Source organism: Phormidesmis sp. 146-20 (assembly GCF_052939475.1).
On record NZ_JBJPHT010000003.1, the window covers coordinates 191,314 to 206,103 of the forward strand.

13 protein-coding genes are annotated in these 14,790 nt (G+C 49.4%); 7 read left to right on the top strand and 6 right to left on the bottom strand.

Annotated features, from left to right (window positions below; genetic code table 11):
* Positions 1-3 precede the first annotated feature (3 nt).
* Positions 4-702, top strand: coding sequence for a TIGR00266 family protein (locus ACKFKH_RS04355; RefSeq protein ID WP_446857013.1), 699 nt, complete (start codon positions 4-6; stop codon positions 700-702).
* A gap of 11 nt (positions 703-713) precedes the next feature.
* Positions 714-1,568, top strand: coding sequence for a M48 family metallopeptidase (locus ACKFKH_RS04360; protein WP_446857014.1), 855 nt, complete (start codon positions 714-716; stop codon positions 1,566-1,568).
* 464 nt (positions 1,569-2,032) lie between these two features.
* Here ACKFKH_RS04360 and ACKFKH_RS04365 read toward each other — a convergent pair whose 3' ends face one another.
* The gene (locus ACKFKH_RS04365) at positions 2,033-2,923 is read right to left on the bottom strand and encodes a glycosyltransferase family 2 protein (protein ID WP_446857015.1); all 891 of its coding nucleotides are present in this window, start codon (positions 2,921-2,923) and stop codon (positions 2,033-2,035) included.
* Between the two features lie 508 nt (positions 2,924-3,431).
* Between ACKFKH_RS04365 and ACKFKH_RS04370 the strand changes: the two genes are divergently transcribed.
* Positions 3,432-3,590, top strand: coding sequence for a hypothetical protein (locus ACKFKH_RS04370; RefSeq protein ID WP_446857016.1), 159 nt, complete (start codon positions 3,432-3,434; stop codon positions 3,588-3,590).
* A gap of 9 nt (positions 3,591-3,599) precedes the next feature.
* Here the strand turns inward: ACKFKH_RS04370 and ACKFKH_RS04375 are convergent, their stop codons facing one another.
* Positions 3,600-4,652, bottom strand: a complete 1,053-nt coding sequence (locus tag ACKFKH_RS04375; protein WP_446857017.1) for a molybdopterin-dependent oxidoreductase — start codon at positions 4,650-4,652, stop codon at positions 3,600-3,602.
* Between the two features lie 361 nt (positions 4,653-5,013).
* Between ACKFKH_RS04375 and ACKFKH_RS04380 the strand changes: the two genes are divergently transcribed.
* Positions 5,014-6,474 carry a protein kinase domain-containing protein gene (locus ACKFKH_RS04380; protein ID WP_446857018.1) on the top strand — a complete coding sequence of 487 codons (1,461 nt, stop codon included), beginning with the start codon at positions 5,014-5,016 and terminating at the stop codon, positions 6,472-6,474.
* A gap of 262 nt (positions 6,475-6,736) precedes the next feature.
* On the top strand, positions 6,737-6,862 hold the full coding sequence (locus ACKFKH_RS04385) for a hypothetical protein (protein WP_446857019.1): 126 nt from the start codon (positions 6,737-6,739) through the stop codon (positions 6,860-6,862).
* Positions 6,863-6,917: 55 nt separating this feature from the next.
* Here ACKFKH_RS04385 and malQ read toward each other — a convergent pair whose 3' ends face one another.
* On the bottom strand, positions 6,918-8,453 hold the full coding sequence (gene malQ, locus ACKFKH_RS04390; protein ID WP_446857020.1) for a 4-alpha-glucanotransferase: 1,536 nt from the start codon (positions 8,451-8,453) through the stop codon (positions 6,918-6,920).
* A gap of 527 nt (positions 8,454-8,980) precedes the next feature.
* Entirely contained in the window at positions 8,981-9,121 is a 141-nt protein-coding gene (locus tag ACKFKH_RS04395) for a hypothetical protein (RefSeq protein WP_446857021.1), read from the bottom strand.
* Positions 9,122-9,142: 21 nt separating this feature from the next.
* Between ACKFKH_RS04395 and ACKFKH_RS04400 the strand changes: the two genes are divergently transcribed.
* Entirely contained in the window at positions 9,143-10,096 is a 954-nt protein-coding gene (locus ACKFKH_RS04400; protein ID WP_446857022.1) for a Uma2 family endonuclease, read from the top strand.
* A gap of 16 nt (positions 10,097-10,112) precedes the next feature.
* On the opposite strand, the gene ACKFKH_RS04405 is transcribed toward ACKFKH_RS04400, so the two are convergent.
* Entirely contained in the window at positions 10,113-13,145 is a 3,033-nt protein-coding gene (locus ACKFKH_RS04405; protein ID WP_446857023.1) for a COR domain-containing protein, read from the bottom strand.
* Between the two features lie 327 nt (positions 13,146-13,472).
* On the opposite strand from ACKFKH_RS04405, the gene ACKFKH_RS04410 reads away from it, so the two are divergent.
* The gene (locus ACKFKH_RS04410; protein ID WP_446857024.1) at positions 13,473-13,844 is read left to right on the top strand and encodes a hypothetical protein; all 372 of its coding nucleotides are present in this window, start codon (positions 13,473-13,475) and stop codon (positions 13,842-13,844) included.
* A 351-nt stretch (positions 13,845-14,195) separates the two neighbouring features.
* On the opposite strand, the gene ACKFKH_RS04415 is transcribed toward ACKFKH_RS04410, so the two are convergent.
* Positions 14,196-14,759 (bottom strand): Uma2 family endonuclease, encoded by a 564-nt coding sequence (locus ACKFKH_RS04415; protein ID WP_446857025.1) that lies wholly within the window; start codon positions 14,757-14,759, stop codon positions 14,196-14,198.
* Between the last annotated feature and the right edge of the window lie 31 nt (positions 14,760-14,790).

Consider the following 14,790-nt stretch of genomic DNA (forward strand, 5'->3'; position numbering starts at 1 on the left):
TCTATGTCCAACCCAATCGCCTACGATATCCAACACGCTCCCGCATATGCCTCTTTGAAACTCAAACTTCGACCTGATCAAACCGTCCTCGTCGAGTCAGGTGCCCTGGCCGCAATGGATAGCTGCATTCAGATGAAGTCCAAAATGCAAGGCGGACTGATGAAAAGCCTGGGTCGCATGATAGGCGGCGAGTCCTTGTTTGTCAGCGAATTTACTGCCAAGCAGCGATCGGGTGATCTCTTGGTTTCCCCTGGCGTACCGGGCGATCTAAAACACTATGCTCTCAACGGCAATGCTCTGATGGTGCAGTCATCTGGATTTGTGGCTTGTAGCCCAACCGTCACGCTCGACACAAAATTTCAGGGGATGAAAGGCTTTTTTAGTGGCGAATCGCTCTTTTTGATTAAAGCCAGCGGCACGGGTGATCTCTGGTTCAGTTCCTATGGGGCAGTTCTCGAAATTCCGGTAGACGGCTCTTATGTCGTGGACACGGGCTATGTTGCCGCCTTTGAAGACACGTTGAGCTATCAGGTTGAAATGATGGGTGGCTTATCCTTTAGGGGACTGAGAACCGGACTCTTTGGCGGGGAGGGGTTAGTCTGTCGCTTTAGTGGCAAAGGTCGCTTGTGGGTTCAGTCGCGTCACCTGCATCAGTTGCTCAACTTTTTGCAGCCTTTTCGACCTGTCAAGAGCAATAACTAACCTGACGTGCTATGCCTCCAATCAAACTTGCCCCTGGTACGGCCGCTTACAGCGATCGCAATCCTCCCCCATCAAGCCCCCAACTGCTCAAACTGGCGGCTTTGATGTTCAGCGTTATTTTGGTTGGCTTTTGGTCAATGTCAGCGCTGGTGAATGCGATCGTTTGGTGGATTCCGCCTAGTGTCGAGCAGAGACTCGGAGCGCTGATTGTCCCAACTTACGAGAAACTATCTCAACCTTCGCCCACTCAAGACACCCTCAACCAACTGCTCGATCGCCTCAAAGCAAAACAGTCCAGCGATCAAAAACGCGATTATCAAGTTTTATACATTCCAGAACCAACGATCAATGCAGCAGCTATCCCTGGCGATCGTGTTCTTATCTATCAGGGGTTACTCAAAGAAGTCAGATCTGAGAATGAGTTGATGATGATTTTGGGACATGAATTGGGACACTTTGCCCATCGTGATCACCTTCGGGGAATTGGACAGGGATTACTGCTACAGTTAGCATTCTCTGTCTTTGTGGGAGATGCCGGATCGTTGCAGTCGATCGCCACTTCTAGCGCAGTTGCACTCAGTCAAGCCAGATTTTCTCAACGCCAAGAAACGCAAGCCGACGAATTAGGTCTGACCCTGCTGCAAGCTACCTATGGACAGGTCGCCGGAGCCACCGACTTTTTTGAGCGAATGGGGCAAAAAGAACGATCGGACTTAACCGCAATTTTGGCCACCCATCCCCCCTCCAAACATCGAGTCGCAGATTTACAGAAACTGATCCGATCGCGAGGCTACACCATAGGAGAACGATCGCCCTTACCTGCCTCCCTTGTCTTCAATGGAAACAATTCAACCCCTAGCCGTTAGGGTAAAAAACGTTGCTGAATCAGGGAATGAATTGCCCCAAAGCGGCGGAAAACCCAAGGTTCAAAGTTCCCCAATTTTGGGGATTTAGGGGGCGAAAAGATGGACACTTCCCACGCATTCATCCCTCCAATCAGCAACGCCGTGTAAAAAATCTCCGGGCTTTCTAAATTTACAACTGCAACCTATCAGGTCGAGGAAACTTTAGACATGGAACTGAAGACGTTGGACATAGGAAGAATGCTCCATAAGTTCCCCCGCTTATGAAAGACATTGAACCAGAAGTCTCCTCTGAAAGTCTCTAGAATTGGGAGGTTGGCGGGTAGAAGTCTTAGACAGCGAAGTGAGGAAACTTTATCCAAGTGAGGTTCCGTTTAGCGTTCAATTTAGCGTCCTCCGTCCAATGTTCAATGTCAAACGTCAAACGTCTTTAGTCCGATGTTCTTTGCCGATTGTATGGCGATTGTTTAGAGAGAATCTGGATGTCGTTTGAGCAGTCCGCATTTGAGCAGTGCTGTGATTTTTCCGGTGAGATAGTGTCGATCGTTTTGTCTTCTCCGACTGAGAAACCATTGAGAATATCTGACTAGACTTTTGACTAGCGTTACCAGACATTCCCACAAATTGCTGTTGGTTTTGGTCTGCATAAACACATAGGTTGCCCCTTCTGAAATCAGCCGCTTTTCTAAAAAGTTTTGGGTTTGTCTACTGAGAGGAACAGGATGGTGAACAATGCAGTTTGGGTTATATACAATGTCGAACCCGTTTTGTTGTAATCGTAAAGCAAACTCAGCATCCTCTCCATAAATTTGAATGCCTCGACTTACATTTGGCCCCAGACTTTCATCAAAACCAGAGAACTTTTCTAGCACCGATCGATAGACCGAGTAATTGACCCCTGCTGGCAAATTTTCGGCTTGATACAGGCTCAACTGATCGCCCTGATCGTAGGCAGGCAGAAGATATTCCCACTTTTTAGGAATGCTCCAGTTAGCGTTTTTTTGCTCATAGGATGGAATAATTTTGCCCCCCAAAACACCAATTTTGAGATGCGTTTGAGAAAAAGTGCGCTGAATGGTTTCTAACCACTGTGAATCGACTTGAGCATCATCATCAGTGAAGGCAATAATTTCGCCGGATGCATTTCTCCAACCAATATTTCGACTTCTAGAAGCGCCCGACCCTTCATCTTTGAGATAGCGTACTTTGCCAGACTGAATGAACTTTGATAGAGCGTTGCAGGTCAAATCATTCTTACTTTGATCGACCACAATGATTTCAAAAGGCTGAACCGTTCCTGCAAAAATTCGTTTGATCGCTTCACCGATCGTTTCTGATCGATCAACTGTAGGAATCACTACTGAAACTTTAGTATAAATACTGAGCTTCTCCTGGCTGAGACCTTGACTCACTCCCGTTTCCTCACCCATCATGACTTTTCAGACGTATACCTTCATTCCACTTTATAAGGAGAAGCCTGAAGACACGGAGGGAAGATAGTGATTTCACGCAAATTATATAAAGATTAAGTTCTTGATTTCAGGGGAACTTCGTAGATGGCGATCGTATCGCGCAATTTTATACCTTCAGGATTACTTAGCATAGATAGTGAATAGCCATCCTGTTTGAGTTGTGAGAATTCGGTCGTTAGGGGTTAGCCGTCAATCAAAGGCTAAGAACCTGCCCTTTGAAGACTTTCACGTTTGAACCTTGGGTTTCCCGCCGCTTTAGGGCAATTCATCCCACGATTTAGCAATGCCGAAGAATTGATATCTTGACGGCAATATCATCTTTGCAGAAAGTTTTCTAAGTCGCCGATCGGCAGTCCTTACCTCAAACTTATGAAGTGTCTAATGGACAGGCAAAATGACCGTCAGGCTATTGGCATTGATGGCGATCGTAGGCACCGTTTCGGCTATCGCCCTAGTGCCATCGTTTCAGCCAACGGTTCCAAGAATTGACTCAGTGGCTCCTTTGCGCCTCGCTGGGGCTAGAGATTATCAAAACTGGCGGCAAGTGAATTAATTCTCAATTCTAAGCGTCCAGTGTGACTTGAATTTTGAGAATGCCAGAACTGCCGTCTTTGCCGTCTTTGTCTTCTAAGGGCTGCTGTTGGCGATCGGAGGTTGCCCGTGCGAGTAGCGTATATTTTCCAGGCTGGTTTGGTTGCCAGAGATAGCGCCACAGCGTCCATTCGTGAGGAGAATCGGGACGGTTTTGATCGGTGGGTTGCCAGGTTTTGCCCTCATCAAGACTGAGTTCGATCGACTGAATGGGCGCAGATTTGTCTAACGCGACTCCGGCGATCAAAACGCCTTTTTGCCAACCTGTTTCACCGTCTCGGCTGAGATTGACCTGATGGTGACGATTCCAGACCCGCGTGTTTTGCACCTGACGCATCAGCGAATGGGTCGGAATTTCTGCGGTATTTGACCAGCCTTGATGCTCCCAAAAGCCTCGCTTTGAGGTCGTCAACGCCTCGATTTCGACCAGCCATTTTGGTTGTTTTTGCCCAAAGTGTCCCGGAATCAAAATGCGAACCGGATAGCCATGTGCAGCGGTCAGAGATTGACCATTCATCTGATGGACGAGTCGCACATCGGGACGGAGCACCTCTGAAGCTGGCAACGTGGTTTCATAAAAATCGGCTCCCTTTAAGGCAAACTCGATCGCTGCCTGATCAATTCCAGCTTTTTGCAAAAAGGGTAAGAGCGGCGTTCCTGTCCATTGGGCGTTGCCGATCAGATTGCCGCCTGCGGGATTGCCAATACATTCCATCGTCAGATAAAACGATTCCTGCGGAGCCTCAAGAATTTCCTGAAAATTGAGGACGATCGGCTGTTTGACGGCTCCGGTCAGTTTGAGTTGCCAGGTTTCAGCGTCTACCCTTGATGCCAGCGCGTAGGACTGCACATAAAATTCACTCAATGGCGTGATGATGTGATCAGGTAGGCGATCGTTAGGATTGAGCAGATTGAGGAGAAACAACGGGTCGATCGCTTTCGACTGACAACCGCCCAAAAAGCTGGCAGCGATCAGTCCTCCCGAAGTTTGTAGAAGCTGTTTGAGAAGTTGGCGGCGTTTCACGGGCAGGCTTGTTTCTTAAGGTCTCTTCATTGATTGTCCAACATTCCTGAGACGACATCGAAGCCGAGTGCAAAAAGCGCCCCTTTCTGCTGACGCTACTCAAAAACCAATGGTAAATTTGGAAAGCGTTATTCTAATTAGACGTGAATTTGATGAAATTCCTCGCTTCGGTACTTAAATTTTCTGCCCCCCAAGCTGCCAATTTTATGGGACTTCAAGACACATTCTAAAGCTGCAACCCCTCGTGCATATCTCGAACAGCAGGAAGTAAACAATTTCATCGAATTCACCTTAAATTAGACCAAATCCTAACTGTCAAAAATCCGCCAGCCGTTTCATCCCTCATCCCTCATCCCTTCTTATGCAGTCACCGCTTCCCACAGGCACTCTGATTCAAAATCGATACCGCGTCGATCGCATCCTGGGACAGGGCGGATTTGGCAGGACTTATCTGGTGCAAGACACTAATCGGTTTAATGAACCCTGCGTTCTCAAAGAGTTTGCGCCTCAAGATCAGGGAGTGGCGGCGCTGCAAAAAGCCAAGGATTTGTTTACGCGAGAGGCAGGGGTGTTGTATCAGCTTCGTCATCCTCAGATTCCCCGTTTTCGAGAATTGTTTGAGGTACACACGGTCGATCGTGACTTGTTGTTTTTGGCTCAAGATTATGTCGAGGGCGAAACCTATGAGACGCTATTGGACGATCGTCAGCGAGGCGGGTTTACCTTTAGCGAGGCCGAAGTGGTCACCCTGTTGCAGCAGATTTTGCCCGTGTTGACCTACATTCACACGATTGGGATTATTCATCGAGACATTGCGCCTGACAATATTATTTTGCGATCGCACGATCAGCAGCCTGTTCTCATTGATTTTGGGGTTGTCAGAGCCATTGCCAACCAGCTTTCTCAACCCGTTGCGTCCCAGACGCTCGTTGGTAAGCCCGGTTACGCCGCCCCCGAACAACTCCAGACAGGTAAAGCCAATCCCAGCAGCGATTTGTATTCTCTGGCGGTGACCTGCATTGTGTTGCTGACGGGACGCGACCCCAAAGACTTGTTTGATCCCGTCACTTTGAATTGGACTTGGCAGCGCTATGTCAGCGTTTCGCCTCAGTTTGCCGACGTGATGAATCGTTTGTTGAATTATAGACCCGGCGATCGCTACCAATCCGCCCAGGAGGTTTTACAGGTCCTTCAGCCACACCTGGCGCGGCCCGTTCAGTCTCAAGTGTCTTCTCTGACACAGCAATCTTCTCTGACGCAGCAAAATACGATCGCATTGGTGGGCCGCAGACGACAAACCACGGTTGTGAATACTCATCCGTCTAGAGATGCTGGAATCAATATTTTTCGATTTCCAATGTGGGTTCTTAGCAGTACCGCTTATGTGACGGGCGCAATCTTCAAAGGAATTTTTGGCGTTTTCAGATTTACTGTTTTTGGCGTTCTCAAAATTGTTTATCGAGTCGTTGTGTTTGGGGCGGTGATTGGGGTTCTCGTGTGGGCGGTGCCGCGATTGTTGAATGCGGTGCCTAAACTAGCGTCTTCGTCCAGTCCGGCTAAAATTCCGTCAGCAGAGCAGCGTCGAGGCGACTATCTAGAAACCCGCTGCCGAGAACTGGGGCTGGATTACAGTGAGTTTGTGCGATCGGTCAACGAAAAGTTTTACGACAAATATCCCGATCGTCGGGGCAAGCTGTTGAGTGACGACCAAAAAGACAAAGCGCTGCGAGACGAATGGTACGCGATCGCTCAAGAACTTCTAGAAAAATCAGCGAAGCCGGGCGGCGGAAATCTACTTAAAAAAGTAGCCGAATCGTCATAGTTTTGAATCACTTAAGGCAACGTGAATTCGATGCAAGTTTTTGGCTTCGATAGGCAGCGCTTCTGCCTCAAACCCCACAATTCTGAGGAACTTTTGAGCAAGATTCTCGGTTCAAAGTCCCCCACTCGTGGGGGATTTAGGGGGCTGCCCGCATTAATCACCGTAGCGAAAAATTTCGTCGAATTTCTATCACAACAGTTTTTCGCCCAAAGCAACCTCTGGGTCAACCTTGTCCTGTCCAAATTACCAGATTCTAGAAGCTATGACATACCGAGATCAGCTTTCGCCGTGGTGCATTATTCAAGAACTGGCCAATTTGCAAAACATTGCCGTTGTCCGGTTGCGTCGTCGTGGAGAAGCCGAAGACTATCTCAAAGCGCTGACTTGACTGAATCCTCAAGGTGATTATGAGATTATTTTTGACCCGATGGATCGATCGCAGCCTACGCTTCCTCCTCCTCATCCGCAGACTGAACGACGACGGGAGCGCGTCCATTCAAATGAGTCAGCTTTTTGAGCTTGTAACTCACTTCAGAATTGAGCGCCTCGCCTCGATAGCGCCAGCCCCAATTTCCCGTTGCCGTACTTGGGAAATTCATTCGCGCATTGGTGCCCAGACCGAGCAAATCTTGAAGCGGGATGAGTGCTTGATTGGCGATCGATTGCAGTGCCAGACGAATTAAATCCCAATGCACCCCATCTGGACTGATACAGCCGAGATAATCATAAAGCTGCTCTTTTTCCCAATCGGATGCTGAGTCATACCAACCAGCCGTTGTGTCATTGTCGTGCGTTCCGGTATAGACCACACAGTTGCGAACAAAATTGAACGGCAAAAAGGGATTTCCAGGATCAGACCCGAAGGCAAATTGCAGAATCTTCATGCCAGGAAAATCAAAGCGATCGCGCAGTGCATCCACTTCTGGGGTAATCACGCCCAAATCTTCGGCCAAAATCGGCAACCTGCCCAACTTCTGATTGAGCGTCTCAAAAAAGTATTCGCCTGGAGCTTTGATCCACTCGCCATTCATCGCAGTCTCTTCGCCCTGGGGCACCGCCCAATACGCCTCAAAGCCGCGAAAGTGATCAATCCGAATCAGATCCACATAGTCGAGCATGGCTTCAAAGCGCCGAATCCACCAGGAAAAGCCCGTTGCCTGTAGATGCTCCCAGTTGTAAACCGGATTGCCCCACAGTTGCCCCGTCTCACTAAAATAATCGGGAGGAACGCCCGCCATCATCGCCGCTTCGCCCGTCTTTTCATCCAGGCTAAAATTCTCAGGATTGGCCCACACATCAGAACTATCGTGAGCCACATAGATGGGGATGTCACCAATGATTTGAATATTGCGATCGTTCGCACACTTCTTGACCTCAGCCCACTGTTGAAAAAACTCAAACTGAACATACTTGTAGAAGTAAACTTCAGCATTCAGCCGTTCGCGAGCCTCGACCATTTCATCGGGTTGGCGTTTGGCTAATTCAGGCTTCCAGGTGTGCCAGCTTGTACCGCCGTGGTCATCTTTCAACGCCATAAACAGCGCATAGTCTTCTAGCCAATAAGCTCGACTGTGACAAAAATCGGCAAACTTTTGCTGCTGTTCGGCTGTCGCCTGAGTTTTGAACTGATTGCAGGCTTTGTGTAATAGAGGCAGCTTGAAGGCAGTGACGCGATCGAAATCTACCCAGTCGATCGGGAAATCGGGCACGTTCCACAGATCCGATTCTTCGAGCCAGCCTTGATCTTGCAGCACTTCGAGACTAATCAGAAAAGGATTTCCAGCCATCGCCGAGTAAGACGAGTAGGGAGAATTGCCATACCCTGTCGGCCCCAACGGCAACACCTGCCAAAACTGCTGCCCACTATCGACCATAAAGTCTACAAATTTCTGAGCTTCTGAACCCAACTCGCCGATGCCAAACCGTCCAGGAAAACAAGTGGGGTGCAAGAGGATGCCGCTAGATCGAGGGAAAGGCATAAAAGATGAAGGATGACAATAACCTCAGAACTCTAGCATGAGACGTTTCTTTGCGAATCGGTCGGGTGAGAGAGAATTTGGAGGGGATGAGGGATGAGGGAATTGTTTCTGGTGGTTTTGGGAATTGTTAATAGTTCTCGTTGTTCTTGGCAGACTCAGTAGATTGCAAATTGAGGTTATTTTGTCGATCGCTTAATTTCAATTCCCATTTGTGTATTGATTTTCCCTTCTTTTCAGGCCTACCGTGTATACACAAGTCGATTGATCTGTACTTGCCGTAATCCTTCGCCCCCTAAATCCCCCAAATTTGGGGGACTTTGAACGCTGATCAGGGTTCTAAATTCTGGAAGCCTTTTTTGCTTAAAGTCCCCCAGAATGGGGGATTTAGGGGGCTGAAGCCGACTAGAACGAAGTGAGTGTAGACTTGTGTATACACCGTAGCTTTTTAAGGGGGGCTAGGGGGGATCGAATCGCGAGTACTTTACTAGAAGATGTTTATTTGCAATCGACTAAGACGATTAGACCTCTCACCAGAAAATTCCTGATGTGGCGGTAATGAAGTATTTGAAAGCATTCAATATACCTGCCACCTTTTCTAAACTACAAGGCAGACTTCGTTCTAATAGGTGCGGTTTTAACCGCCAGCCTTCGTGCAAAATAGAAGTCATCGCCCTGTCGTTTGCCGCCTTATGCATCCCTTCGTCTTTCAACCTGATCCGCCCTTGTCGCCCAGAGAGACCCTGCCGACGATGTATGATCTGCCCAGTGAAGACCCAGAGGAACCCGGATTGCCCGACGAATTTCATGACCTCCAGCCCCAGCTTTTGAGTCGCACTTTGCGGTTGGTTGATTATGCCAGCGATCGCACTTTTACAGGCACCAACCTCAATCTTTACTACGATGCTCGTCACCTCCAATGGCACAAGCGCCCCGACTGGTTTTTAGTGCTAGACGTGCCGCGTCTGTATGATGGCAATGATATGCGCTCTAGTTATGTCGTATGGCAAGAAGCTGTCCATCCTTTTGTCATCGTTGAGCTACTATCACCCGGCACCGAAAAAGAAGACCTGGGTGAAAATGCTCCCCCTGAACCGTCCGATTCAGTCGTTTTGGAATCTGCCAACGGGCAACCCATCTCAGAAAAGCCACCTCGCAAATGGGATGTGTACGAGAAGATTTTGCGCGTTCCTTATTACATTGTTTTTAGCCGCTACACCAATCAACTGCGCTTCTTTCAACTGACAGGCGGACGTTACCAGGAGCAGCCCGTAGACCCCGATCGTCCTCGCCTCTGGATTCCCGCCCTTAAACTGGGATTAGGACTCTGGCAAGGCAGCTTTGAAGGCATCAATCGCTTGTGGCTGCGCTGGTACGACGAGCAAGACAATTGGGCTTTAACGGACACCGAATACGAACGCCAACAAGCCGAACAGCAACGACAGCAAGCCGAATATGAGCAACAACAAGCTGAACAGGAACGACAACGTGCCGAGCAGGAACGACAACGCGCCATTCAAGCGGAGACACAGCTAAAACAAGTGGTGTTGAACCTGATACAGTCTGGCATGACGATCGCTCAAGTCGCCCAACTGACGGGACTCTCTGAGGGTGCGATCAAGCGATTAACCAGTGAAGAGTTGTAGAAAGGAGCGTCTGGTTTCAGGGATGAAACGATCGGGCGTGGTGTTCGCAGAGCCAGAGGTAATCGCCTTCTGGGGTGAGGACTTTTTTGAGGTTGCCCCATTGTTTGCTGGGATCTTTTTGTTCTAGCAGTTGGCGTAGGGCACGCAGGGCAGACCCGTCTAGAATTTCCAGGGGACGAGGTGAGGCTGTTCCCCTTTCGGGGTAATCGCTTCCTAGTGCGGTGTCGATGTCGTCGAGATCGCCTGTTTTGAGGGTTGGGAGTTTGCCGGATAGTTCTTTTGCCAGGTCAATGTCGCTTTTGAACATGGCTTCGTAGTCTTTGGCTTCCATCACGCCCAGCCAAGGGCCGATGAGTGGGGTGGCAAATTTGAGAACTCCGACCATGCGACGGTAGTAGGGGGCGATCGCTTTGAGCCATTTTTGGGGTTCGTCGATGGGGTAGAGTCCGCAGGGCTTTTGGGGGTCGTCGGGGTCAAGGGTGGGGTGCATACATCCGGGCATCTGGCAGTACAGTTGCAGGTTGATGCGTTGGGTACCAAGTTCTTGTTCCCAGGCTTTTTTGAGGCGAGAGCGATCGTCGGGGCGCAGGACAAACACATTAGGACAGTGGGATTCGATCAGTTTTTGTTGTTGTCGAAACTGCCGCAGGAATTGACTTTGCACCAGTTCTCGTAACTCGGATTGTCCCTCCTGGATTTTGTCTAATCTCGCTAGAACGGCATCCTGAGTTGTCCAGTGCAAGCCAAATAGCAGTCGGTTAACGGAAATGTCTTCTAGACAGGACGGACATTCGATCGCTTCTTTGGGTGGGGTGCGTTCCAGTCGCTTAACCAGGTTGGCGTAGTCAAATTCGTGGGTGCAATGGATGTGAGTGGGGTCGGGGCAGGGAATGAGGCGAGTGATTTGTAAACCGGGGTAGCGGCGCAGGGTGAGTTCGATGCCTTCTTTTAGGAGATCAAAGAAACTGTGGGGCATGGCACCGCGCACGGTGAGTTGTAGATATTCGGCGTTGGTGCGATCGTCCCGTCCAATCTTGGTCAATGCTAGATGCTTTTGATCTGTGTCCCGAAACAAGACTCCGGTACGCCAATGGATGCCGCGTCGTTCGCTCTGGTCGATCGTGAAGCGGTGTTGACGGGCGATAAACCAGGTGGGAATGCCGGGTAAGACTTCACTGAGTTGAAACTTCATCGAGATTTCTTTGCAGTTGGGTTCTTGGTGTTTGGCGTTCCACATCGATTCGTAGTCGGGTGGCTCAAAGGGTAGCCGTTCGACAATCAGGCTGATGTCTTTGTTTTCGAGGGTGCGGTAGGAGAGGTCAAAGCGTTCCATGAGCCGTAGAAAGTGGTCGCGGATCGGAGCGTCCAGATCTTTCCAGAGTTGATTCATGCAGGGGCGGGTGAAGATGCCATTGCGACGAATCACTTCGTCTGATTCCAACACTCGGCTGATGTGTTCTGTGACCCATTGGGGTTTGAAGATGACAAAATCGTTGAGGTCGTCGTTGTCTTGAAAGAAGAGAATATCTCCGAGTTCGTGGAGCCATCGCACTAAGACTTGCTGGCTGAAGGCTTCTACCTGATGGTGGGTCATCAATTTCCACAACTTTTGAGGAGTCGTGTATTTTTGGCTAACGGCGCGAATGGCATTGGCAGTGTTGAGCCAGGTAGAGGGCCAGAGTTCGCCCATTAATGGAAGTTGTGCGGCTGCGGTTGTAATGGTCTGTCGCAACTGGTCAAAGCCTGTGCGATCGCGGTTACTGATTTCACACTGTCCGATAATTTGGGGAAACTGTTGTCGCAGTTCGCTGAGGGGTAAATCGGCATCTCGTCCTTCTTCGACGTGGGTGGCGACAAGCAAAATGGGGGAGTCGGGAGCATTGGCGCGAATGGTTTTGAGCCAGTAGATTAGCCTGCAAGGTTCCCATCCGGCGCGGGCGCTCCAGACTAGCAGAAACAGGGAACGGTTGGTGAGAAAAAACTGATGGGTGGCGTGGTAGATGTCTTGACCGCCAAAATCCCAGGTATTCAACGTCATCGTGACATTGGTTTTGACGGGATGAGCCAACGTGAGCGGACGGATGGCAATGCCGTGGGTGGTGTTGAGTTGAGGATCAAAGGGTTCACCTTGCAGCCCTCTCAACAGTTCTGTTTTACCGATTTGTCCTTGTCCGACGACCAGCAATTTAGAAATCCATTGTTCGGTCAAATCTTCCTGTAGATACGCCAAAATTGCGTCGGTGCCCTGCTCCACAATCTCTGGCGGCGGAAACGTTAGGGGATTGTCATCAAGGTAAAGCCAAGTTAGATTGGACAGCTGCCCCAACTCTTTTGGCACTGCTGTTAGTTGATTGCTGAAGAGATAAAGCTCTGCGAGATTGGACAGTTGCCCCAACTCCTTTGGCACTGCTGTTAGTTGATTTCGGTCAAGGAAAAGCTCTGCGAGATTGGACAGTTGCCCCAACTCCTTTGGCACTGCTGTTAGTTGATTTTGGTCGAGGGAAAGCCAAGTCAGATTGGACAGTTGCCCCAACTCCTTTGGCACTGCTGTTAGTTGATTTTGGTCGAGGGAAAGCCGAGTCAGATTGGACAGTTGCCCCAACTCCTTCGGCACCGCAGTTAGTTGATTTTGAAAGAGGAAAAGCCCAGACAGATTGGACAGTTGCCCCAACTCCTTCGGCACCGCAGTTAGTTGATTCTCGTGGAGGAAAAGCTCTGTCAGATTGAGCAGTTGCCCCAATTCCTTTGGCACTGCTGTCAGTTGATTGCTGTAGAGGTAAAGCACTGTGAGATTGGATAGTTGCCCCAATTCCCTTGGCACTGCTGTCAGTTGATTTTGGGAGAGGAAAAGCACTGTGAGATTGGATAGTTGCCCTAACTCCTTTGGCACAGTAGTCAGTTGATTTTCGCTGAGGTCAAGCTCTGTCAGATGGGTGAGTTGCCAGAGTTCAGCAGGGAGTTCTGTTAAATCGTTGCCAGAGAGATCCAACGATGTCTGTTTGGTTTGGGCAGCATGGTCAATGATTTTGAGTAGTTCCGCCTGATCCATCGGGCACCTGCTCCCAGCAATTAAATTAGTTTGAGTTGTGACTTCCCGCCACTCAATTGTCACCGCTCAACATTAAATTGTCACGGCTCACAACTCTAATGCGTCAACCCTCTTTGGCTTTGTGCTTGCTTACAATGGCATTGTCACCCCACACCCATCAATTGTTTCTGCTGACAAAGCGATCGTGTTCACTCACATTGACAGTGTTTCTGCCCACAACATCATTGCACCCTGCACCATTAACACTGCCACAAAAAACCCGTAGTCACGTTAACAAAATAGTTCTATTGGGCACAATGCATTTATCATTTACTACGGAGATGACCCATGTCACCCCAAAACACCAGTCGCCGTCTAGCCACCCAATCACTCAGTCAAGATGTTGACTCACTCAACGGCTTCAACACCATTCGTGACTACAGCACCAAACGCCCAGAAGCCACCCCCCAGGCCCTACAGCAAACCTATCAAGCAATGCTGGCATCCCAGCAAGCCGAAACCGAACAACTTGCCCTTTATCGCGCCGCCGCCGATGCTGCTCGTCTCGCAGAATGGGAATTTCACAACGCAGTGTTGGCTATGAAAGATGTGGTGCGAGGACAATTTGGTGCAGACAGCAACGAAGCGCAAGCTGTTGGGTTGAAAAAGAAATCAGACCGCAAACGGCCCACCCGCCAAAAAGTAGCCGCTGCCAACTAGCAGATTGGGCTTATCTGATATCAAAGTCAGTTCAACAGATTTTTTCGCTTCGTTGCTGAGGGAGTCGCCCCTAAATCCCCCATTCTGGAGGACTTTGAATCAGCGTAATTTCTTTGAACTCTGAAACTTTTTCTTGGTCAAAGTCCCCCCAATTTTGGGGGATTTAGGGGGCTGAAGCCGATCGAAACGAAGCGAGTTACTCTCATCGAACTGACCTGATATTAAGGTGAATTCGATAAATCCTGGCGAACCGCCCCCCAACCCCCAATTCTGGGGGAGCCGAAGTTCAAAGTTCCCTCGCTCTCACCCATCCAAGCCCCAACGGGAAAGCAATTCTCTTCTAGAAACCCTTCACGATCGCAGCAGTTCTTTAACCACAATCAGACAGTCTGGAAACGCTAGAGGTGCAATAGTCAACGCTTCCGACAAAATCGTTTCGCTTTGATAGCCCGTTGCATTGGGCATCCGAAACACATGCAGCTTGCGATCGTTCACATCCAACACCCAATAGTCCGCAATGCCTGATCGACCATACGCCAGAGCCTTCGTCTCGTAGTCAAACTTCAGGCTCGTATATGCCACCTCAATTAGCAGAAAAACTTCAGCAGGTGTGGGATGGTGATCTTCGTAATACAGCGGATCAGGACGCACCACCGCTACATCGGGTTCTGGTTCAGAATAATCGTCAAGCCGGATCGGATCTTGCAGACAAATCAAAACGCGATCGCCCAAACGCTCCTTCAACAGATGGTTAACTCGGCTAACTGCGGCACGATGAGCGGTTCTTTTCGCTGCCATCTTAATAATTTGACCTTCTAACAACTCAACGCGCTCATCTGGGTGCAAAATTCCAGCTTCTGACATGCGGTGATAATCTTGCACCGAAATTTGCCGAAGGGCGATCGCAGGATTCATAAGCAGTTAGCCTTCAAAATCAACACTGTTT